The organism is Pseudomonas fluorescens (assembly GCF_001708445.1).
Lineage (GTDB): Bacteria > Pseudomonadota > Gammaproteobacteria > Pseudomonadales > Pseudomonadaceae > Aquipseudomonas > Aquipseudomonas gorinensis.
Genome location: NZ_CP015637.1, coordinates 5,637,611 through 5,658,517, shown reverse-complemented (window position 1 = coordinate 5,658,517; position 20,907 = coordinate 5,637,611). Strand labels below are relative to the sequence as shown.

General features: G+C 58.8%; 18 protein-coding genes. 4 read left to right on the top strand and 14 right to left on the bottom strand.

From position 1 onward, the window contains the following. Positions 1-6 precede the first annotated feature (6 nt). Complete coding sequence (locus tag A7317_RS25185) at positions 7-1,830, bottom strand: hypothetical protein (RefSeq protein ID WP_024077487.1); 1,824 nt, start codon at positions 1,828-1,830, stop codon at positions 7-9. Positions 1,831-1,993: 163 nt separating this feature from the next. Here A7317_RS25185 and A7317_RS25180 point away from each other — a divergent pair, with 163 nt between their 5' ends. Continuing rightward, entirely contained in the window at positions 1,994-2,482 is a 489-nt protein-coding gene (locus tag A7317_RS25180) for a TIGR00645 family protein (RefSeq protein ID WP_024077486.1), read from the top strand. A 15-nt stretch (positions 2,483-2,497) separates the two neighbouring features. Here the strand turns inward: A7317_RS25180 and A7317_RS25175 are convergent, their stop codons facing one another. The 7 genes from A7317_RS25175 to A7317_RS25145 form a co-directional block, all read right to left on the bottom strand. Then, positions 2,498-3,937 carry an ArnT family glycosyltransferase gene (locus A7317_RS25175; protein ID WP_024077485.1) on the bottom strand — a complete coding sequence of 480 codons (1,440 nt, stop codon included), beginning with the start codon at positions 3,935-3,937 and terminating at the stop codon, positions 2,498-2,500. A gap of 147 nt (positions 3,938-4,084) precedes the next feature. Then, positions 4,085-6,247 carry a methyl-accepting chemotaxis protein gene (locus A7317_RS25170; RefSeq protein ID WP_024077484.1) on the bottom strand — a complete coding sequence of 721 codons (2,163 nt, stop codon included), beginning with the start codon at positions 6,245-6,247 and terminating at the stop codon, positions 4,085-4,087. A 131-nt stretch (positions 6,248-6,378) separates the two neighbouring features. Beyond that, positions 6,379-7,530 carry an HD-GYP domain-containing protein gene (locus A7317_RS25165; protein ID WP_024077483.1) on the bottom strand — a complete coding sequence of 384 codons (1,152 nt, stop codon included), beginning with the start codon at positions 7,528-7,530 and terminating at the stop codon, positions 6,379-6,381. 75 nt (positions 7,531-7,605) lie between these two features. Further along, complete coding sequence (locus A7317_RS25160; RefSeq protein ID WP_024077482.1) at positions 7,606-8,538, bottom strand: chemotaxis protein CheV; 933 nt, start codon at positions 8,536-8,538, stop codon at positions 7,606-7,608. Between the two features lie 724 nt (positions 8,539-9,262). Next, complete coding sequence (locus A7317_RS25155; RefSeq protein ID WP_024077479.1) at positions 9,263-9,787, bottom strand: group I truncated hemoglobin; 525 nt, start codon at positions 9,785-9,787, stop codon at positions 9,263-9,265. A 164-nt stretch (positions 9,788-9,951) separates the two neighbouring features. Then, positions 9,952-10,818 (bottom strand): transporter, encoded by an 867-nt coding sequence (locus tag A7317_RS25150; protein WP_069077048.1) that lies wholly within the window; start codon positions 10,816-10,818, stop codon positions 9,952-9,954. A 724-nt stretch (positions 10,819-11,542) separates the two neighbouring features. Then, a complete protein-coding gene (locus A7317_RS25145) occupies positions 11,543-12,052 on the bottom strand; it encodes an Lrp/AsnC family transcriptional regulator (RefSeq protein WP_024077477.1) in 510 nt (169 codons plus the stop codon). A gap of 201 nt (positions 12,053-12,253) precedes the next feature. Between A7317_RS25145 and A7317_RS25140 the strand changes: the two genes are divergently transcribed. The 3 genes from A7317_RS25140 (at position 12,254) to A7317_RS25130 (ending at position 14,336) form a co-directional block, all read left to right on the top strand. Then, positions 12,254-13,270, top strand: coding sequence for a 1-aminocyclopropane-1-carboxylate deaminase (locus A7317_RS25140; RefSeq protein ID WP_024077475.1), 1,017 nt, complete (start codon positions 12,254-12,256; stop codon positions 13,268-13,270). 137 nt (positions 13,271-13,407) lie between these two features. Beyond that, a complete protein-coding gene (locus A7317_RS25135) occupies positions 13,408-13,860 on the top strand; it encodes a hypothetical protein (RefSeq protein WP_024077474.1) in 453 nt (150 codons plus the stop codon). A gap of 53 nt (positions 13,861-13,913) precedes the next feature. After that, positions 13,914-14,336 carry a hypothetical protein gene (locus A7317_RS25130; RefSeq protein WP_024077473.1) on the top strand — a complete coding sequence of 141 codons (423 nt, stop codon included), beginning with the start codon at positions 13,914-13,916 and terminating at the stop codon, positions 14,334-14,336. Positions 14,337-14,382: 46 nt separating this feature from the next. Here the strand turns inward: A7317_RS25130 and A7317_RS25125 are convergent, their stop codons facing one another. From A7317_RS25125 to A7317_RS25100, 6 genes are read right to left on the bottom strand one after another with little or no spacing between them, the layout of a single operon-like run. Continuing rightward, complete coding sequence (locus tag A7317_RS25125) at positions 14,383-15,537, bottom strand: M20 family metallopeptidase (RefSeq protein WP_069077047.1); 1,155 nt, start codon at positions 15,535-15,537, stop codon at positions 14,383-14,385. After that, positions 15,534-16,958 (bottom strand): M20 family metallopeptidase, encoded by a 1,425-nt coding sequence (locus A7317_RS25120; RefSeq protein WP_024077471.1) that lies wholly within the window; start codon positions 16,956-16,958, stop codon positions 15,534-15,536. The genes A7317_RS25125 and A7317_RS25120 overlap by 4 nt, the downstream gene beginning before the upstream one ends. Further along, complete coding sequence (locus A7317_RS25115) at positions 16,955-17,944, bottom strand: ABC transporter ATP-binding protein (protein ID WP_069077046.1); 990 nt, start codon at positions 17,942-17,944, stop codon at positions 16,955-16,957. Before A7317_RS25115 ends, A7317_RS25120 begins: the two co-directional genes overlap by 4 nt. Beyond that, positions 17,941-18,957: an ABC transporter ATP-binding protein gene (locus A7317_RS25110; protein ID WP_024077469.1), complete on the bottom strand. Its 1,017-nt coding sequence runs from the start codon at positions 18,955-18,957 to the stop codon at positions 17,941-17,943. Before A7317_RS25110 ends, A7317_RS25115 begins: the two co-directional genes overlap by 4 nt. A gap of 32 nt (positions 18,958-18,989) precedes the next feature. Continuing rightward, positions 18,990-19,892 (bottom strand): ABC transporter permease, encoded by a 903-nt coding sequence (locus A7317_RS25105; protein ID WP_024077468.1) that lies wholly within the window; start codon positions 19,890-19,892, stop codon positions 18,990-18,992. 9 nt (positions 19,893-19,901) lie between these two features. Further along, positions 19,902-20,819: an ABC transporter permease gene (locus tag A7317_RS25100; protein ID WP_024077467.1), complete on the bottom strand. Its 918-nt coding sequence runs from the start codon at positions 20,817-20,819 to the stop codon at positions 19,902-19,904. Between the last annotated feature and the right edge of the window lie 88 nt (positions 20,820-20,907).

The window sequence follows — 20,907 nt, the reverse complement described above, 5'->3', positions numbered from 1 at the left end:
GCTCGGTCATTTGCCCTCGGGCTTGTCCAGCTTGACCTCGAAACCGTATTGCACGGTGCTCAGGTCAGTGCGTTGATAGCTTTCCAGTGCGGTCGGCTGGCCATAGAAGTAATGCACATCGAACAACGCCGTGCCGTATTCCTCGGCGCGGTGGCTCACGCCGAGAATTTCCTTGAGGTAATTGCCGCTGGCGTCCTTGGCGTAGAAACGCCAGCTGTCGGCGGGGAATTCTTTCTGGTCGACAACCAGCGCGTTGTCCTTCAGAGAGAGACCCTTGGGCAGCTTGGTCACGTCGATCTCGCCTTTCTCGATCGTTGCCAGGAACAGCGGGATCGAACCCACCACATAGGCCGGGTTTTCCGGGAACAGGTTAAGGTCGTAGGTGAGCGTGCCGCGCGCCGGGTTCAATTCATACGCTTCGGTCGGCAACTCGATGGGCTCCCCACGTTCGCCTTTCTCATCGGCGGCGAAGAACGTCACTGGCGACTCGCTGCTATTGCGCTCGTTGCCCACCAGTTCATCATTAAAGGTGAACGGGTGATCGAACACGATATGCGCGGCGCTGGCGTCGTCGACGGACTGGCTGATGGTGACGCTGTTTTTCAGTTGCTCCTCGGTCATCGTCGCGCCCTTGAGCCAGGCGGCGGCGCCGTCGTCATACACGGTGACCGGCATCGGCAGGGCCTGTACGGTTTGTTGCAGGCTGTTCTTGTCGAAGCGCAGTACCGGCAGGTCGAGGTCCTTGCGGGTGACGGTGGCGGTGGAGAAATCCAGCACGTTGATTTGCAGGTTGTCGATCAGGCCATTGAAATACACCTTGGCGTAATGACTGCTCTGCTTGTGTTCGAAGGCTTTCTGCTCCTCGGTCAGCTGCTTTTCAAACGCATCCGACCAGACCTTCTGCTTTTGCATCTGCGCCAATTGTTTCTCGTAGAAGGCCACCTGCGCGTTGCTTTCATTGATCGAGCCGGAACGGGTGAGAAATTGCCCGGTGCTGTCACGTGCTTGCACCAGCAAGGGGTTGGGGGAATCCTCACCGACCTGTGGCGCCAGCGGTTCGCTGTTGGTCAGTTCGATCTCGGCGTAGTTCTTCTCAAGCAACATCAGGTTGACGGTGATATTGCCTTCAGTGCGCTTGTGGCCCACGTCCTGCTTCGACAAATCGAACGTCAACACCTTGCCCGGCGCGATCACTTCCACCGTGCCCTTGAGGCGGACGGGCTGCGGCTGGCTCTTGTTTTCGGTCTCGATGCCATCGATGAACGGGTAGGTCACCGTCAGGTCATCGGGGTTGGTCAGGTTGGAACTGCTGGGGCTCAACTGGATGCCGGGATCGGTCTCCGACCATTCCGGCTGGAACGGGATGACTTTGTTGTTGCTCAAGGTGACGGACTGCCACTCCAGGCCGTGAGGGAACGGGAACTGGTCCGGTGTATTGAAATTGAACGGGAAGATCGGCTGCAGATCGGTCAGGTAGTCGGAGTGGGAGGTCTTGCGCAGCACGAACAAGCCGTTGATATAGGTGTCGACCAGGGCCTGGGGCGTGGGGTAGTGCTTGAGCAGGGCGAGGCTGTCTTCGCCGTATTCGGTCTCGATGGGCTTGCTGGCGAGCTTGGCGCGCGCCCGTTCGAGCAACAGCAGCGAGCCGCCGAGGTCGGCGATGGCGTCGCGCAGCTTGGGGTCCTGGATACTGTCGAGCGACTGTTCGAACTTTGCGGTTTTCTCTTCGAGGGTGGCCTGCTTCTGCTCATCACTGGGTGAGCAGCCGCCGATCATCAGCAACGCCGCACACAGGCCAAAACGGGCCAAAGGGGATCGCACATCCATCATTTGAATTTTCCTGTCCGACATCATCGAAGCCGAGTTGATGGGCTCGACACTAGCAGAAAAATTCTCTTACAGATGCCGCCCAGGTCAGTTTTCTCGCGGTTACAGGTGCTTGGTGGCGGCTGGTATACTCGCCGCCATTTCTAGCCAAGCTGTGTGAGAACCAATGGAACGCTTTATCGAAAATGCTATGTACGCCTCGCGTTGGCTGCTGGCGCCGATCTATTTCGGCTTGTCCCTGGGGTTGCTGGCGCTGGCGCTGAAATTCTTCCAGGAAGTGATTCACCTGCTGCCGAGCGTGTTCTCGATGGCCGAGTCCGAACTGATCCTGGTGCTGCTGTCGTTGATCGACATGGCCCTGGTCGGCGGCTTGCTGGTGATGGTGATGATTTCCGGCTACGAGAACTTCGTCTCGCAGCTGGATATCGATGACAACAAGGAAAAGCTCAACTGGTTGGGCACCATGGACTCTTCGTCGCTGAAGATGAAAGTGGCGGCTTCCATCGTGGCGATTTCCTCCATCCACTTGCTGCGCATCTTCATGGACGCCAAGAACGTCGATCCGCAGCACCTGATGTGGTACGTGATCATCCACATGACCTTCGTGGTCTCGGCGTTTGCCATGGGTTACCTGGACAAACTCACCAAGCACTGATGTCCCGTGCCGGCCTTACTGCTCGATGAAGTAGTAAGGCTGGCGATTGATTGCCATCTCCTTGATCACCGTCACCTTGCCGCTCAGTTGCTCGGTGCGATCCAGCAACGCAACGTTGCCGGGTTTGGCGGCCAGATAACTGCGCAGCTGCGGCTCGGTTTGCAGGATCGGCAAGTAAGCCTGCAGGTAGAACACACTCGCCCCGTCGATTCGCTCGTTGGGCTGGAACAACACCACCTCTTTACCCTCGGCTTGCAGTGCCTGGATCTGACTGATCACCGGCACGAATGACTGGCGCTCGTCAGCCTTGGGCGCGTACCAGAATGCAGCGCCCAGGTAGCAGGCGATGAGCAACGTGAAGGCACCGCCAACCACGCGCCGATGGTGTTGGTACAGCGCCGGCTTGTTAGCCTTCAGCCATTCGAGCAGCACTCGCGCATATTCCGCCGCCAGCACCGCGGCGGCCGGCGTCAACGCCATCAGGTAAACCGTGCGTTTGCTTGAGGCCAGGGTCAGCAGCGTGAATTGCGCCACCAGCCACACGCTGAAGAACAGGCGGTAACGGTTGCGCACCAGGCTTTTACGAAAGTGCCACAGGCCCAGGTACACCAGGATATTCCACGGCAAAAACGCTTCCGGCAGTTTCACCAGGTAGTAGTAGAAGGGTTCGTAGTGCCCGGCTTCGACGAACGAGCCGCTGAACCGCCCGACGCTGTTGGTCCACAGCACTTCGCCCACGGCCTGCATGCCGCCGCGCTGGAACAGGAAGCCCAGCCAGATCAGCAACGGTACCAATGCCAGCAAGGTGAACAGCGCCGGGCGGAGCCAATCACCGATGCGCAGGCGTTTGTCCATCAGGCTGGTGCTGGCCAGGTAGACAAAAATCACAATGCCGGGCATCGCCAGGCCCAGCACGCCTTTGCTCAGGGTGGCGATTGCCATCCCAACGGTAAACAACGCCCAAGCCCAGGCTGTGGAGCCTGGCCGCTCGGATTCGGGGCGCATCGCCTGGTAGAACGCCAGCAGTGCGGTGGTCACGCCCAGGCTGAGCAAGGCATCCTCACCCACCCCACGCACATTGCTCCAGTAACTGGCCATGGTCGCCAGGATCAACGCCGCGCAGAACGCCAGTGTTTTCGGCCGCCCGAACTTGCGCAGCATCCCGTAGAGCAGCATCACGCTGAACAATCCGGCAAACGCGGACGCCAGGCGCACCGCCCCAGGCGTGCCGCCGAACAGGCGAATCGCCCCGGCGTCCAGCCAAAGGCTCAGGGGTGGTTTTTCCAGGAAGGGCTCGCGAAACAGCCGGGGCACCACCCAATCATTGTCCAAATGCATGGCCATGGCGATCCCGGCGACGCGGGCTTCGGTGGAGCCTTGCAATTCATGGTTACCCAGCGCAAAGAAGAACAACAGACCAGCCAGCAGGAGTAGCAGAGGAACGGGACGCGTCATGGGGCGGGCTACCGGAGCAGTGGCCGTTCGGGGGAACGGCGCGCAATCGGTGAGTATAGGGAGGCAAATCTTAATATTTCATGAATAGGGACGGAGTTTCTTGTATCGGGCCAGGGGAACAGTGCCCCCCTGGCGCCGTTGCAGGTGCTACGAGGCTTTGACTTTAAAGCGGCTCAACCCTTGCTGCATGGAGTTGGCCCGTTCTGACAGGTTCCTGGCAGCCACCGCGCATTGCTGGGAGTTGACCTGGTTCTGCTGAGTGACTTCATCGATCTGCTCCAGGCCGATACTGGCCTGTTGCAAACCGGACGCCTGTTCACTGGAGGCTTGGTAGATCAGCGACACCAGGCTTGAGACAGCACTGGTACCGCTGACAATGTTCCTCAGTGAGTCGGCGGTACGACCGGCAATCACCATGCCGCGCTGGGTCTTGGTCGACGAGTCGGCAATCAGCGCGGCTGTTTGCTGGGCTGCTTCCGCGCTACGGGCGGCCAGGCTCCTGACCTCGTCGGCGACCACGGCGAAACCGCGGCCCAGTTCCCCGGCGCGTGCCGCCTCGATCGCAGCGTTCAGGGCCAACAGGTTGGTCTGGGCGGCGATGTTGTCGATGGTGGTGATGATGGCGGTGATGTCCTTGCCCGAATTGTCGATCTCGGCCATGGCTGCAATCAATTCGCTCATCAGCTTGTCACTTTCCCCCGCGTCGGCACGCGACGCCTGGGATTGCTCATCGGCCTTTTTGGCGTTGGCGGCGTTGTCGCTGGTCTGCGCTGCCATTTGGGTCATGACCGCACTGATTTCGGTGATGGATGACGCCGAGTTGGAGGCCCCGTCGGAGAGTGACTGGCTCAATTCGGTGACCTGCGCCGAGCTGCCGGTGATTTGCGTGGCGCTGGCCTGCACCTGGGAGATCAAGGCGTTCAAGTTGCCGACCATTTTCTCCAGGGATTTGCCCAAGGTGTCGTTGGGCGAGGACAGGCGCACTTCCAGGTCCAGGTCTCCTTCGGAGATGCGTTCGGCCACCCGCACCTGGCGTTGCAGGCTTTCCGACATATCGTTCAAGGCAAAGGACAATTGGCCGACTTCATCTTCGGATTTTTGCACCAGACGACGCGAGAAGTCCCCCAGGCTGATGTTGGCCGCCAAGGCGGCGGCTTCACGAATCGGCCCGACGATTTTCGCGGTGGCAAACCACAGTGCAAGCAGCGCCAGCAGGGAAATGGCCACGCCAACCGACACCTGCCAGATGCTGCTCTTGACGCCGCGTGATTGCAGTTCCTTTTCCAGGGCTATGGCCTGGCTCATGACCACGGCCTTGGGCAAGTGGATCAGGATGGCCCAAGGTTTTTCGCTGCGGCCCAGGGTGATGGGCATCTGCACTTCGATTTCCTGGGAGTCCTGGTTGAGTCGGCTGTCCCCCTGGCCTTTCTGCACATTGGCCAGCACCTTGTCCCAGGTGTCGGGCAGCAGCGTCTTCAACGGTTGGCCGATCAGTTCCGGCCGTTTACTGTCAGCCACCACCAACCCTTGATGGCTCAGGATCGATACGGAGCCGTTGCCGCCATACAGGTCGGCGGACATCTGCTCGCTGAGTTTCTGGATGAACGAGATATCGAAGTCAGCGCCCACCACCCCGTAAAACTTGCCGTTCGCGGTGATCGGCACCGAGAGGGTTGTCAGCCATACATTCTTGCCTTGCACCACATAGGGGATCGGGTCCAGCACGCTTTCCCTCTGGGTATCCCGAGGGCCCGAGTACCAGCCGCCCTTGGGCACGCCGTTGGGATGACGGGCATCGGAGTCATACTCGACCAGTGGCTGCACGGCAATGTGGCCATCCGAACTGCGCGTCCAATAAGGAGTGAAGCGGCCGGTCAACGGGTTGTTACCGCCCTCGTTGTTACGAAATGCCTGATCCTGGCCGTCCAACGCATCCGGTTCCCAGCACGAATAGGTGCCGTTGAAGTCGGGGTTGTCCTTGAGCACGCTCAGTAGCATCGTATTGATTTGATCCCGGCCCAGCGTCAACGGGCTTTGTGCAGCCTTGCTGGCCCCCAGCACATCAGCCAGTGCGCGCGCGGCATTCAAGGCATTCTGCAACTTTGCCTTAATGACGTTGGCGCGGGACTCCGCGAGGTTTTGCACTTCACGGATGGTGGCGCTTTCAATCAATGCGGAAACTTCAGTGCCCACATAGGCCTGGTTGGCATTCGAGGAATAAAGCCCATATAAGACCAGACTCGCGCACGAGATAAACAGGCAGAGTCCGGCGGTGAAGCATATGCGCGTCTGCAATGAGTTGAATTTCATGGTATTTCCTGCCCTTGCTAGTAGTTACCAACATAATGGGATGTCGGTATTCGAGTGTTGTTTTGCACGCAAGGCTTAACGCTTAATCATGGGCTGCTTACGCATAGATATATGCGGTACAGCTTATTGGTTCAGTGCTGTTCGTGAGCGGTATCGTCGAGCCATAAACGCTCGGTATTTTTAAAGCCATAGCGCTGCGGGGGCACGCGCGCAATGATTCGGTCGGTTTGTGCCGGATCACTCAAGTCGATTATTCGGGGGGTTATGTAAATATTTAAAACCGGAAGAAAGAATAACTTTATTTTTGGCGTCAATAATGAGTCGGCATGTTGTTCGATGACGACGCCAATACTACCGCTTTTCAATTGCACGATAGAACCGACGGGGTAGATACCCACGGACTTCAGGAATGCCCGGAATACCTCATCATCGAAATGCCCGTCCCAGGTCGACATTTGCTGGATGGCGACCGCAGGGTCCCAACCCTGGTTATAGGAACGGTCCGAGGTGATCGCGTCATAGACGTCACACACCGCGGCCATTCGAGAAAAAAGACTGATTTGTTCTCCCGCCAGTTGATGGGGGTAGCCCGTGCCGTCGACTTTTTCGTGATGATGCAGGCACACGTCCACGACCATTTCGCACATCTGCGCTGTCGCCACCAGGGTTTTCTCACCTTCCAGCGGATGGGTGCGAACCAGCTGCAATTCGTCGCCGCTCAAGCGCCCCGGCTTGTTGAGGATGGCGCCCGGGATGGCCATTTTGCCGATGTCGTGCAGCAGCCCGGCCAGCCCCGCCCGGCGAATCAATGGCGCCGGCAGGGCCAATTGATTACCCAGGGCAATCATCAGGGCACACACGGCGACCGAGTGCATATAGGTGTAATCGTCGATGCTTTTAAGGCGTGCGAGGCTGATAAAGGCATTGGGGTGGCGTGCGATCGAAGCAGAAATGTCGTCGACCAGCGCGCCGACCTGTTCGAGCTCCAGGGAGCGGCCCATGCGGGCGTGGCTGAACATCTCGACAACGGCGGTCTTGGCCCGAGAACAGATTTCCTGGGCGGCGGCCAGCTCGTCTTTCATGCTGGTGGGGGTGGTCGAAATCGCTGCGGTCAGCGTTTCTTGCGGCAGGCCTGAGTCTGGTTGCGGCCCCGGATCGGAAGGTTGCGCGCCACAGCCCATGGCGCACTGGATATCAGGCTGAGCGTCATTCGCGCGGTCCTTCCAGAACGGTCTTTCTTCACTGCCGGTGGTCAGGTGGTAGAGCTCATTGCATTTCAACATGATTAGCCCTCTGTCATTTTGTTCTTATTCGTTTCCCTACAGCCTCCTTGGCTTGAGTGTTGTTGTCGTAAAGCGTCAGTTCGGGGTGGCCGCCTTGATTCGTGAGACCACGCGGCCGGCCAAGTCATCGGGGCGGAACTTGGCGAGGAAGTCATCGGCGCCGACTTTCTTGACCATCGCCTGGTTGAACCCGCCCGAGAGTGAGGTGTGCAGCACGATGTGCAGCTTGGCCATGCGCGGGTCGTGGCGGATTTCAGCGGTCAGGGTGTAACCGTCCATCTCTGGCATTTCGATGTCGGAGATCATCATCAGGAACTCCTCCTCCGGCTTGCGCCCCTCGTCGAGCATGGCCCGCAGGTAATCAAGCGCCTGGCGCCCATCGTTCAAGGCCACCACCTCGACGCCCACGGTCTCCAGGCAGCGGGTCACTTGCTTACGCGCGACCATCGAGTCATCCACGGTCAGCACCCGCAGGTGCTTAGCCCGCTGGCTGACCTCGTGTTCCACCACGCCGCTGGAGATTTCCTCGGAGGATGGCGAGATTTCTGTCAGCACCTTTTCCACATCGATGATCTCGACCAGGCGATCATCCGTGCGTGTAACGGCAGTCAGGTAATTGTTCTCACCGCTGCCCTTGGGGGGCGGATGGATGTCTTCCCAGTTCAAATTGACGATGTGCTCGACCGCATAGACCAGAAAACCCTGAACGCGGTTGTTGTACTCCGTAAGTATTATAAAAGCGCTTTCCTGATCCTCGACGCCGGGCAACCCAGTGGCCATGGCCAGGTCAAGAATAGGAATGCAGACACCTCGGATGTTGGCGACGCCACAAATGTTGCTATTAGACTTTGGTATTGATGATAACTTCGGGCAGCGTATAACTTCCCGGACTTTAAATACGTTGATCCCATACAGCTGGTGATTGTTGAAACGGAATAGCAGCAGTTCAAGTCGGTTCTGACCGACCAGCTGGGTGCGGCTGTTAACGGATGCCAATACGCCGGTCATACACACTCCTTGAACCTGGCTGAACAGCGTTGATGTCGTAATGACATTAGCATATGTAGGGGAATGTAAAATATATGTGAAAATAAAATTGTGGGTGGGTTTGCTGTTTAAGCGATGGGGGCGGAATGATTGTCTATTTGGACGAGTGTTTGAAAGTAGTTAGTTGGCTAACTTGCTATTTTTATTGTTGAGAATGATTTAGAAAAACAATTTTATACGGCCTCTCGGGTTAAGCGAGGCACAACAAAGTCCGCGCTAGCGCCAGCCTTTAGAAGCGATCCGCTCGCGGAAAATCGCCTGCTTATCCTGGATGAATCGATGAGTCAGCCGAAGCGTGAGGTTGAACAGGTCCTCCATCCGCCACGGCGCGGCCATCTCGCGCAGGTCTTAGGCCGTACGGGCACCGAGACAATGGATTGAAAGGCTTTCGTGAGCTGCGAGTGGCTTACGCATCGACGAGGCGCGGCAGATTGCCCCGTTCAACACGGCCATCAGCCTGGAACTCAAAAAATCTGAAAAGCCCCAGTAGCCCTGAACCCCGTATTTATTGGATTTCAGGCACAAAAAAAGACGCCCGTGGACGTCTTTTTCTGATCATTTGACTGTTCGAGAGGCTCGCCGCTGCGGGGCCTGGTCCTAAGCTGGCGCCAGTGACCGAGCGGCACTTGGTTGTGGAGGACTGCTTCGCCCCAGGGGGTATCGATGCTCATGTGGCCGAGCAGGCTTACTGTTCCAACTTGGGGACGGTTTCCTGTTCAGCGGACTTGCCGTGTTTGGGCCAGATAACGCCAACGCTTTTCATGCCCTTGGCCGGGTCCATTTCAGGGTGAGCGAGAACCACGTCTCGATAGGACGGGCTGCCGATCACGGCGGGTTTGAACTTGACCAAAAAGTCGTTGACCTCCTTGCGTAGCTCCGGCGCCAGGTCGTAGTCGTTGTAGCACTCCTCCAGACAATCGAGCGTGGCTTGCCAGTGCTCCTCGGTAAGTCCCATGCCACGATGGGCGGTAACCATGTCTCTCCCGCGATATTTGGCGCTGCCCCCCCAGTGTTGGGAAAGAAAGTCGACAAAGTTGATATGTTCCTTTTGGAAAGTCGACTCGGACATATGCGCCCAAATGTGGCCAATGACAGGATGTGCCATTGTTTTCCTTAAAACTGCGCCCGCGAACTGATAAATAACGTCATAACCACCAAGACGTGTATAGAGGGAGGGTTGTTGTTCAATAGATGGTTGCTGATCGGTCATGATGCGATTTCTCCGTTTCGTGTGAGGGCGATTCTTGTTGGCTCAATGCCGGATTCGGCGCGGTTGATAAGGTTGCAAGGGCTTACGAAGTATCGAGGTTAGGTCTGCCGTCGGGCACACGCTTGGTTAGCAACGCCAACCATTTGGTCTAGAGGGACAGACGCTTAAAAAACGTGCGCGTAACGCAAGTTCATTCGAAAGTCTTCCTTGGTCCCGTTATCTACGGAGAGGTCCTTGCCCAGCTGCAGTTGGATTTGGTCTTTAGCGGTGAAGAACTTAGTTGCTGTCACACGGAAGTTTGTGGTTCCGATTTCGTTATTCTGGTTGACTTGATCGACGCGGGTTTCCCCGCCCCAGAGATGCCCGAAGCCTAAGGCGAACGCCGTTGTGGCATCGGGCATATAGCGCCCCATCACCTGTGTAGCGTAAGAAACCTTCTGCTTGAGCCGGTCTGCGTTGGCGCCATAGTCATTGTTATCGCCATACCAGGTAGCTCCGCCAACCAGGTCAATGGCCCATTGTTGAGTGAAGTGTTTGACGTAAGCGCCTTGTAGTTCGAATTTCCAGCGGTTCTCACCGATGTTCAGCGGATCGTCTTTGTCGTAGTTGCCAGTGGGTACGAACAGGTAGGGTGTGAAGCTAAGAGTGTCACGGGCGTCGTTGAGTCTTAACCTGACCGGGGCTGCCAGCGTTAGGTCGCCAACGCCATTCGTATTGCCAAGCGTTGAAGCCTCTCCGCCGCTGGAAACGTGCCCGAATGGCAGCAGGAATTGCGGATCGATTGTGACGGTGTCGGTCAACCCGTACACATGCAGCAAACGCAGGATGCCGACGTCGGAGGTCAGTTTGAAGTCCGAACTGACTTTGTGACCGTTTGCATACGCCGAGTCTGTCGTGGAGTGTTGGTAGTAAATGACGCCGATGGTGGCGCCTACCGGATATTGCTCGTAGTCTCCAGGAGCCACTTCGATAGCTTGTGCTTGAAGTGCCGGTAATACAGTGGTGAGTGTCAGCAGACGTACCTTTTTCATTATGGAGTTCCTTTGCATAGGGCAGCTGTGCGAACTTTTCGGGTCACAGGCTGCGGCTTATTGAATGTGATGAAGTGGGTGCAGGTTACTTTCAGCTTCGTGCCGGTAGTGCGTCGCGAAACATCCCTGTCTGCTGATGGAAGTTGATGTATTCGAACACTTTATTTTGGGATCAGGCACACGCTCAGGTTTACCTGCGGCACTCGCCTGCCGAGCCCGAAGTGCACATGCCCCCCACTCGAGCAGCCACGAAACGAACTCTTCAGGTGCCAGGTCGCGCATATGCAGCAACCTGAAGTCGTCGGTCACTTGTTGTTGTTCAAGATGCATGGGCTACCTCATCGGCGCAGTTTGCTGGATATGCCGTAAGGTCAAAGTTAGGCAGAACGGAATAGCGTCGCTTTGTTCGAAAGGACAACCGTTTGGTTGGAAAAGACAGTGCACAAACACCTGCTTGTGCACGATTCGCGTGGGTGCGTCGCACAGCAGCAGCGAGAGTTTCTGCTCTGAAATGAGGACGGGTGTTGGCGGTATTTAACAGCGGGAGTTGGCGTAACTAAGTCGTCGCCACGGGCCACAGAGGTCAACGCCCGCAAACATCCATGGCGTAGTTATTACGGCGATGCTTTTTCATGCGCTCTGGAGGGAGGGTCCAAATGCGTTTGTCGAAATCAATGCCTGCCCTTGCGGGTCGATACAACCTGGCATCGGGCTGATTTGAGCCTCAAAGGGGGATGTGGGTTGTCGACAAGACCTGGCGTAACCCCATGAACGAGCGAATCTGGCGAACCCCGGGGAGGTAAAGCAGTTGCTCCGCGTGGAGCCGGTTGAAACTGTTGCTGTCCTTGGTTCGTATCAACATGAAGTAGTCGAATTCCCCCGTCACCACATGGCATTCCATGCAGCCGGACACCTTTTGCGCCGCAGCTTCGAAAGCTGCGAAGGATTCCGGTGTCGAGCGGTCCAGCACCACGCCGATCAACACCACCATCCCTGCATCGAGCGCTTGATTGTCCAGCAACGCGACAATGCCCTTGATCAGGCCCGCCTGCTTGAGGCGTTCGACTCGTCGCAGGCAGGCCGGCGCGCTCAGTTTGACCTTCTCGGCGAGTGCCACATTGGAGATCGAGGCGTCTCGCTGCAGGGTCTTGAGAATGGCGCGGTCGGTCCGGTCCAGCGGATGCGGCTCCGAGCCGGATGTGCCGAGTTTCTTGTGGGTATTTGTTGCGTTCATATGGATTTTTACGCAGTAAAAATAGGTTTTAAGTTGTATTGGTTGATTTATATTTCTTTAATGGATTGAAACTTGCAACACATATTTTTGGCTTTGTTCTTAATATTGAACTCATCGAAGCCCCTCTGAAAGCACCTGGAACGCAGCCTTTTTTGCCTTTGGGTCTGGCGCTTGGATGTCCAATAAACAAGGAGCAGAGTCATGAACCTGAATCGTTTTAAACGTTATCCGCTGACCTTCGGTCCTTCTCCGATCACGCCCTTGAAACGCCTCAGCGAACACCTGGGCGGTAAGGTCGAGTTGTATGCCAAACGTGAAGACTGCAACAGTGGCCTGGCCTTTGGCGGCAACAAGACGCGCAAGCTCGAATACCTGATTCCCGAGGCGCTCGAACAGGGCTGCGACACCTTGGTGTCCATCGGCGGGATCCAGTCGAACCAGACCCGCCAGGTCGCCGCTGTCGCTGCCCACCTCGGTATGAAGTGTGTGCTGGTCCAGGAAAACTGGGTGAACTACTCCGACGCCGTGTATGACCGGGTCGGCAATATCGAGATGTCCCGCATCATGGGGGCTGACGTACGACTGGACGCTGCAGGGTTCGACATCGGTATTCGGCCCAGTTGGGAGAAGGCCATGAACGACGTGGTGGAACGGGGTGGCAAGCCGTTCCCGATACCGGCGGGTTGTTCCGAACATCCCTACGGCGGGCTTGGGTTCGTCGGCTTTGCCGAGGAAGTGCGGGAACAGGAAAAACAACTGGGGTTCAAGTTCGACTACATCGTGGTCTGCTCCGTGACCGGCAGTACCCAGGCCGGCATGGTCGTCGGTTTTGCCGCGGACGGCCGTTCGAAGAACGTTATCGGCATTGATGCCTCGGCCAAGCCCGAGAAGACCAAGGCACAGATCCTGCGTATCGCCCGGCACACCGCCGAGCTGGTGGAACTGGGGCGTGAGATCACCGAAGACGACGTGGTGCTCGATACACGCTTCGCCTACCCGGAATATGGTTTGCCCAACGAAGGTACGCTGGAAGCCATTCGCCTGTGCGGCAGCCTTGAAGGTGTGTTGACCGACCCAGTGTATGAAGGCAAATCCATGCACGGGATGATCGAAATGGTCCGCCGTGGCGAGTTCCCCGAAGGCTCGAAAGTGCTTTACGCGCACCTGGGTGGGGCACCTGCGCTGAACGCCTACAGCTTCCTGTTCCGCAACGGCTGATTAACACCAATAACCTGTGGGAGGGCGCTTGCTCATGAAGCGGTGGGTGAGTCGGCATCAATATTGAATGTCACGGCCTCATCGTCGGATCGCCGACCGGAGCAAGCTGCTCCTACCAAACTGCCGGGAGTACCGCCATGCATGCGATATCGCAATCCGCAGTCTGGATCAAGGAACCTTCGGCGGATGCCGGAGTGGTCATCGTGACCAGCGCTACGTTGCCCAAATACATGATCGACAAGCTGCACGTGGCGATAGATGACTGGGACCAGGTGGCTTATCTGGCCGTCAAGCAATCCGAGGCGTTGATGGTCGACTGGTTGCGGGCGGAGCAATCTGCTGGAGCCTACACGTGCCATGCCAGCCAACTGTTGCGCGGCGTCTCCCACGGAAGTTTTTTACTGGATGTCGAAGTCGGCACGGTTCCTGGCTTGACCTGGCTGGGGTCCGTGCACGGTCACCCGTTGCGCGTCGTCGAACTGGGAACGATAGCCTCATCCACCGCAGCGATGGATCAACAGGTAGAACAAGTGCTTTCGGCGACCCGCGGTCTGGCGAAAAGCGTGCTGCAGGCGCGCGGCGTGATTTAGCCAGTGTCCGCACCCATTCGCTTGTTGAATCCCCCCAAACAAAGGCAACGCCTATGAGCCAAGCTGCCGATTGTCGTACCCATGCCCTGAAGTGGATGCGCGAGCCTTCAAATTGCACACGTATCGTGGTCATCGCGTGCGGGCTTGATAGCAATCATATTGATTTGATCCATCAGGGTTTCAGCTGTTTTGACAATGTGGCGCTGATCCATGTCGATGCTGTGAACACGGTGCCTGGCCAGCTCGCTGAGGTACGAGTGGCCAAGGGTGACTGCTGTTTTGTCGTGCTCGGTGAACTGGATGAGCGTTTATTGCACGGCCTTTCCATTGGTCAGCCCTGCGTCTACCCGATTGCTTCAGACGGGGCGGCCGAACGTTCGGTCATTGCCGCAGTAGAACAGGTGAAAAGCCTCGCCCGAGTAAGCCATTCGCGCCACCTTGAAGTGATACCCGACAGCGGCGGGAGCTGCCTGTGAACCTGTCGGATACCCTGGCCTCGGTGACGCGTAGAAACCCATGACCTCAAACGCTGTCGCCGACCGCCAGAATGGTCGCCACCAACGCCTGCGCGCGAGGCACCAGCGTGTCCAGCTCCAGATATTCACGATCGGTGTGAACCTTGCCACCCACCGGCCCGAGGCCACACAGGGTTGGAATGCCCAGGCTGGCGGTGAATCCGGAGTCGGCGCAACCGCCGGTGAATTCGCCTTCGACGCTGAAACCCAGCGCACGCGCTTTTTGTTGGTAGATGTGCAGCAGCCGTTCGCTGTGATGGGCTTCCATCGGTAGAAAAGTCGTCGCTTCCTTGAGGATGGCGCGGGTGCCGATCAGTTCTTCTTCGGCGACGATGGCCTGGATTGCGCTGAAGATTTGATCCCAATGCTTGAGTTCGATGAAGCGCACGTCCAGCCGGGCGCAGGCGCTGGGCGCGACGGTGTTGCTGGACGTGCCACCGGATATCAGGCCAACGTTAGTGGTGATGCCTGCCGGGTAATCGGTCAAGGCATGCAGCTTGACGATCTTGCGTGCCAGGGCTTCGATGGCGCTGGCTCCGTCAGCATGGTTGACCCCGGCATGCGCCGCGCGGCCGCTGACTTCGATGATCAGCGTGGCTCCGCCTTTGCGTGCGTTGACCACGTTACCGCTGGCCCGGCCGGGTTCGGTATTGAGTACGGCGCGGGCGGCACGGGCGGCGTTTTCGATATGGGGTCTGGCGCTGCCGGAACCGATCTCTTCATCACCGGTGTACAGAACCTGCACCGGATAGGGCAACCGGCCGGCGCGCTTGAGTGCCATGAGGGCGAAGCAATTGAGCACCAAGCCGCCTTTCATGTCGGCGACGCCGGGGCCATAGGCGAGGTTGGCGTCGCGACTATAGCCGCGCGTCGTGGTGGTGCCTTTGGGGAACACCGTGTCGCGATGGCCGAGCAACAGCACCGGTTTTCCCGGTTCGCCTGGCACTTCGGCGAGTATCACGTCGCCAAAACCATCGACCGGTATGCGCTTGAGCAGGATGCCGTCGGCTTCCAGTTCAGCCGCGAGCAGCGCGCCCACGGCGTCGACGCCCGCCTTGTCATAGCTGTTGGAGTCGGTGTCGACGATACGCTGCAGCAGTGCTTCCATGGCTTGGCGCTGGTCGGCGAGCCAGTCCAGGGCCTGTTGTGGAGTGGCGCTCATTGCGCCTGCTCCCGTAACTGATGTTCCTGAGTCAGGCGGGCTGCGTCGTTGCCCAGGTCCCAGAACAGACCCGCCATGATTTGCAGGCTTTCCTTGACCACCGGTGCCAGCAAGTGCTCGTTCGGCGCATGTTGTGAACAGGCCGGGTACGAGTGCGGCACCCACAATGTTGGCAGGCCGAGCACGTCCGCGAACACGTCGTTGGGCAGCGAGCCACCGAGGTTTGGCAGCAGCGCAGGCTTTTTGCCGGTGGTTTGTGCCAGGGAACTGAGCGCCCAATTGACCCAAGGGCTCTGCGGGTCCAGCCGAGTGGCATGCATCACATCAATGCGGCTTTGCTTGACCTCGACATTGCTGAAGCCATGCGCATCCAGGTGGGCGCGCACAGCCGGGATAAAGGTCGTGTAGTCGCTGTTCACCACGAAGCGGATATGGCAGTGGGCGTTGGCCTTGCCGGGGATTGCATGCACGGGAGCGTCAGGGTTGCCGGTCTTGAAGGCGATAACGTCGAGGGTGTTCCAGCCGAATACCTTTTCGCTCAGCGAGAGCTCCGGGTTACCCCAGTTGGCGTCGATTTCCGGATCGCCCGGCCCGCCACCGACGTTAATATCGGCCAGTGCCTGCCGAACCGGCTCCGGCAGTGTCTCGGGCATCAGGCCCGCAACTTTCACCCGGCCGTGTTCATCGACCATGCTTGCGATGGCATTGGCCAGGATGATGCCAGGGTTAGCCAGCAACCCGCCCCAGTTGCCAGAGTGATGAGCGCCTTCGCGCAAATTGACCACCAGTTCGAAGTTGAACACCCCGCGCGAGCCAAGAAAAATCGTCGGTCGTGATGCCGCCAGGCGCGGGCCGTCCGAGGCGATGAAGATATCCGCGGCGAGCTCGTTACTGTGCGCGGCACAGAATGCATTCAAGCCCGGCGAGCCTTCTTCTTCGCCCATTTCCAGCAGCAGTTTGACGTTGAAACCCAGCTTGCCGTCGCGAGCCTTGAGCGTTTGCTCCAGCGCGGTCAGGTTGATCAAGTGCTGGCCTTTGTTATCTGCCGTGCCGCGGCCGTACCAGCGATCGCCTTCGACAGTGACTTGCCACGGCGACAGGCCTTCACGCCACTGCGCCTCATAGCCGCGCACCACATCACCGTGGCCGTAGCTGAGCACGGTCGGCAGGTCCGGATGTTCAATGCGCGTGGCGATCATGAAGGGGCCGCGCTCTGCCACCGGGTTGTCATAGATCTTGACGCTGAAGCCCATCGCCTCGACATGTGGGGTGATGAAGTCATTGAGGTAGCGATACAGCTCGGGCTGGCTGTCCGCTGCCTGGCTTTCGGTGTGCAAGGCGACGCTACGTTCGAGCAGATTGAAAAAATCGCCGTTGTCGAATTGCTCTGTGGTGTTGCTGATGGCCAGTGAACGACTCATGAGTGGACAAGCTCCAGTGTTTGGGCAGAAGTGTCGTGAAGGTGGCAACGCACGTTGCCGCCGGTAAGCGGACCATTGGCCGGATAGGCCGTTTTGCAGGGGGCGAAGCAGCTCGGGCAGCGCGGATGGAAGGCGCAGCCGGACGGCGGTGACATGGGGTTGGGGAAGGTGCCGTGCAGGCCGATGTCGGGAATGCCCAGGCGCGGATCGGGCGTGAGCACCGAATCCAGCAAGGCGCGGGTATAAGGGTGGCCGGGTTTGGCGAACAACGCTTCGCGCGTGCGTTCTTCGACGATGCGCCCCAGATACATCACCGCGACCCGGTCGGCGAGGTGTTCGATGACCGCCAGGTTATGGCTGATCAGCAGATAGGTCAGGCCGAATTCGCGCTTGAGGTCTTGCAGCAGATTGAGAATCTGCGCCTGCACCGAAACGTCCAACGCCGAGGTGGGTTCGTCGCAGATCAACACGTCAGGGCGCATGATCAGCGCCCGTGCAATCGCCACCCGCTGGCGTTGCCCGCCGGACAGCTGGCTCGGGTAGCTGTCGATCACCCGTTTGGGCAGGCCGACCACATCAAGCATCTCTTCGGTCTTCTTGCGCCGCTCGACGGTGCTGCCGATGTCATGCACGATCAGCGGCAGGGTCACGATTTCGCGCAGGGTCTTGCGTGGGTTCAGCGAGGAGTACGGGTCCTGGAATATCGGCTGAATGTGCCGGGACATTTCCTTGCGATCCGTCGCCGCCAGGTGTTTGCCATTGACCAGCACATCGCCGCTGGTAGGCGGCAACAGACCGAGCAGCATCTTGGCCAGGGTACTTTTGCCGCAACCGGACTCGCCCACCAGGCCGAGGGTCTCGCCACGCATCAGGCGCAGGGAAACGCCATCGACAGCCTTCAGGGTCGCGGCGGGTTTGAAAAAGCCCTGGTTGATCCGAAACTCGCGGCGGATGTCGCACAGCTCCAAAGCGATGTCTTTTTTCATGACCTTGCACGCTCCTGAAGGCGAATCGGTGCTGGGGCCGGTGCGGCGAACAGGCAACGCGCCATGTGCCCGTCCTGTTCGACTTCGGGGATGTTTTGCGCGCAGGCCGGTATCGCTTGCCCGCAACGATTGCGGAACGCACACCCTTGCTGTTCGCCGACCAGGCTCGGCACCAGGCCTGGAATCGAACCCAGCGCCTCACCCGGTTTGGTCCGGCCAGGGATTGGAATACTGGCCAGCAGACCCCGGGTGTACGGATGCTGCGGGTTCTCGAACAGTTGCAGGGCAGGGGCGGTTTCGACGATTTCCCCGGCATACATCACGGCGACCCGATCGGCGATTCGTGCTACCAGTCCAAGGTCGTGGGTGATGAAAATCACCGCCAGGCCGAGTTCTTTCTGAATGTCGCGGATCAAGCGCAGGATCTGCGCTTGAATGGTCACGTCCAGTGCCGTGGTGGGCTCATCAGCGATGATCAGGTCCGGTTCGCACATCAACGCCATGGCGATGATCACCCGCTGGCGCAGCCCGCCGGAAAGCTGATGCGGATACTGACGCAAGCGCTCGGTGGCATTGCTGATACCGACTTTCTCCAGCATCTGCGCGGCGCGAGCCAGGGCATCCTTGCGTGACACCTTGCGATGCTGAGTCAGCACTTCGCTGAGCTGATCGCCAATGCTGTAGGCCGGGTTCAGCGACGTCATCGGCTCCTGGAAGATCATTGCCAGACGGTTACCGCGCAGGTCGCACATGCGCCGCTCGCTCTGGCCGAGCATGTCGATGCCGTCCAGCGTCAGCCGGGCCGCGGTGCGTTTTGCCTTGCGTGGCAGCAGGTCCATCAGCGCCAGCGAGGTCAGGGATTTGCCGCAGCCGGATTCGCCGACGATGCACAGCATTTCACCGCGCTCGACTTCAAAATCCAGGCCGCGCACGGCATGCAGCATGTCATCCGGCGTCGGGCTGTTGCCCATGGGGATGTCCACGCGCAGGTTTTCCACATGGAGTAGTGCCATGTTCGGTACCCTCTATCAGTTACGGCGGTCCATCAGTTACGGCCGTCGGGCAGGATCAGATCGCGCAGGCCATCACCGACCAGGTTGATGCCCAGCACCAGAATCATCAGGGCAACGCCGGGAATGGCGATGACCCATGGGGAAAAGAACATGTAGGGTTTGCCTTCAGCGATCATCAAACCCCAGGACGGCGTCGGCGGCTGCACGCCGACCCCGAGGAACGAGAGTGCCGACTCCAGCAGGATCGCGTGCGCCATTTCCAGCGTCGCGACGACGATCAGCGCGCCGACCAGATTGGGCAGGATTTCACTGACCAGAATGCGCAGGGTAGAGCAGCCAAGCGCCTGGGCCGACGCCACATATTCAGCATCGCGAATCTGTTGCACCGAGGCCCTGACCACCACCGCGAAGCGATCCCATAACAGGCAGCCGAGCAGCACGATCACCACTTTCAGTGAGCCGCCCATCAGCGAGGCCGAGGCCAGCGCGACCATCACGACCGGCATGGCCAGCCGGGTGGTGATCAGATAGCTGATCAACGCATCGACCTTGCCGCCGTAGTAGCCCGCCAACAGCCCCATGACGGTGCCGATAAAGCCGGAAATCAGCGCCGCCGCAATGCCGATGAACAGCGAAATACGTGCGCCGTAGAGCAGCCTCGACAGGTAGTCACGGCCCAGCTTGTCGGTGCCGAGCACGTATTCCCAGGTGCCGTGGGCCATCCATACCGGCGGTTTCATGCGCAGCATTACGTCTTGCGCATAAGGGTCGTAAGGTGCCAGCCATGGCGCAAACAGGGCACCGGCGAAGATGATCAGCAACAACACCGCGCCGATGGCGAAACCACGATGACGAAAGCTCTTGCCAAGTATTCGGCTCAGGCTGCTTGGCGGTGGCAGGTAGTCATTGATCGCGAGGGTAGTAGAGGTGTTCATGTAAGCCTCCTAGCGCACGCGAATGCGCGGGTCGAGCAGTGCGTTGAGCACATCGGCCAGCAAGGTGAGGATGATGTAGATCACCGCAATCAGCAGGACCACGGCCTGTACCACCGGAAAGTCGTCACGGGCGATGGCGTCCCAGGCAAGTTGACCGATGCCCTGCAGGGAGAACACGGTTTCGATCACCACCGAACCGCCGAGCATGAAGCCGAACTCCACCGCCGCCAGCGCGACCACCGGAATCAAGGCGTTGCGCAGTGCGTGCTTGAACAACACGCGGGCAGGGCGCAGGCCCTTGGCGCGGGCGGTGCGGATGTAATCGGAACTGAGCACATCAAGCATGCCGGCGCGGGTCAGGCGCATGATTGCCGGCGTCGCGTAGTAGCCCAGGGCAATGGCCGGCATGACGAAGTGCAGCAGGGTCGAGTTGCCGGACACCGGCAGCCACTTGAGCGTCACCGCGAACACCACGATCAACATCAGCGCAAACCAGAAACTTGGCATTGCCTGGCCCAGCACCGCGATGCTCAAGGCCAGTCGGTCAACCCAGGTGTCGCGTTTGACCGCGGCCAGCACGCCGAGTGGAATCGCTACCAGCAAGGCGATACCCAGCGCCATGGCCCCTAACCCCAGGGTAATGGGCAAGCGGCTGGCGACGAGGTTGTAGACCGATTCCTGAAAGAAAAACGAGTTGCCCAGGTCCAGGCGTAGCAAATCGCCCAGCCAGTTGAAGTACTGGGTCGGTAGTGGTTTGTTCAAGCCGTACTGCACGCGGATCTGTTCGATCTGTTCGCTGGTGGCTTCCGGCCCGCCAATGGCCGTGGCCAGGTCGCCGGACAGATGCAAAAGAGAAAAGCTGATCACCGACACGGTAATCGCAACGCAAATAGCGATGCCCAGGCGGCGCAAAAGGAATCCAAGCATGGCAAGTTTCCTCATATCCAATGGATGACAGGTGTGAGGACGTGTCCGTGCTGCGGGTTGGTCCGCAAGCCACGGCACCTCTCGATCA

What these genes read in the sequence shown, in the direction of transcription:
- A7317_RS25185 (WP_024077487.1), bottom strand. Translation starts at nt 1,830, where the DNA reads ATGATGGATGTGCGATCCCCTTTGGCCCGTTTTGGCCTGTGTGCGGCG.
- A7317_RS25180 (WP_024077486.1), top strand. Translation starts at nt 1,994, where the DNA reads ATGGAACGCTTTATCGAAAATGCTATGTACGCCTCGCGTTGGCTGCTG.
- A7317_RS25175 (WP_024077485.1), bottom strand. Translation starts at nt 3,937, where the DNA reads ATGACGCGTCCCGTTCCTCTGCTACTCCTGCTGGCTGGTCTGTTGTTC.
- A7317_RS25170 (WP_024077484.1), bottom strand. Translation starts at nt 6,247, where the DNA reads ATGAAATTCAACTCATTGCAGACGCGCATATGCTTCACCGCCGGACTC.
- A7317_RS25165 (WP_024077483.1), bottom strand. Translation starts at nt 7,530, where the DNA reads ATGTTGAAATGCAATGAGCTCTACCACCTGACCACCGGCAGTGAAGAA.
- A7317_RS25160 (WP_024077482.1), bottom strand. Translation starts at nt 8,538, where the DNA reads ATGACCGGCGTATTGGCATCCGTTAACAGCCGCACCCAGCTGGTCGGT.
- A7317_RS25155 (WP_024077479.1), bottom strand. Translation starts at nt 9,787, where the DNA reads ATGACCGATCAGCAACCATCTATTGAACAACAACCCTCCCTCTATACA.
- A7317_RS25150 (WP_069077048.1), bottom strand. Translation starts at nt 10,818, where the DNA reads ATGAAAAAGGTACGTCTGCTGACACTCACCACTGTATTACCGGCACTT.
- A7317_RS25145 (WP_024077477.1), bottom strand. Translation starts at nt 12,052, where the DNA reads ATGAACGCAACAAATACCCACAAGAAACTCGGCACATCCGGCTCGGAG.
- A7317_RS25140 (WP_024077475.1), top strand. Translation starts at nt 12,254, where the DNA reads ATGAACCTGAATCGTTTTAAACGTTATCCGCTGACCTTCGGTCCTTCT.
- A7317_RS25135 (WP_024077474.1), top strand. Translation starts at nt 13,408, where the DNA reads ATGCATGCGATATCGCAATCCGCAGTCTGGATCAAGGAACCTTCGGCG.
- A7317_RS25130 (WP_024077473.1), top strand. Translation starts at nt 13,914, where the DNA reads ATGAGCCAAGCTGCCGATTGTCGTACCCATGCCCTGAAGTGGATGCGC.
- A7317_RS25125 (WP_069077047.1), bottom strand. Translation starts at nt 15,537, where the DNA reads ATGAGCGCCACTCCACAACAGGCCCTGGACTGGCTCGCCGACCAGCGC.
- A7317_RS25120 (WP_024077471.1), bottom strand. Translation starts at nt 16,958, where the DNA reads ATGAGTCGTTCACTGGCCATCAGCAACACCACAGAGCAATTCGACAAC.
- A7317_RS25115 (WP_069077046.1), bottom strand. Translation starts at nt 17,944, where the DNA reads ATGAAAAAAGACATCGCTTTGGAGCTGTGCGACATCCGCCGCGAGTTT.
- A7317_RS25110 (WP_024077469.1), bottom strand. Translation starts at nt 18,957, where the DNA reads ATGGCACTACTCCATGTGGAAAACCTGCGCGTGGACATCCCCATGGGC.
- A7317_RS25105 (WP_024077468.1), bottom strand. Translation starts at nt 19,892, where the DNA reads ATGAACACCTCTACTACCCTCGCGATCAATGACTACCTGCCACCGCCA.
- A7317_RS25100 (WP_024077467.1), bottom strand. Translation starts at nt 20,819, where the DNA reads ATGCTTGGATTCCTTTTGCGCCGCCTGGGCATCGCTATTTGCGTTGCG.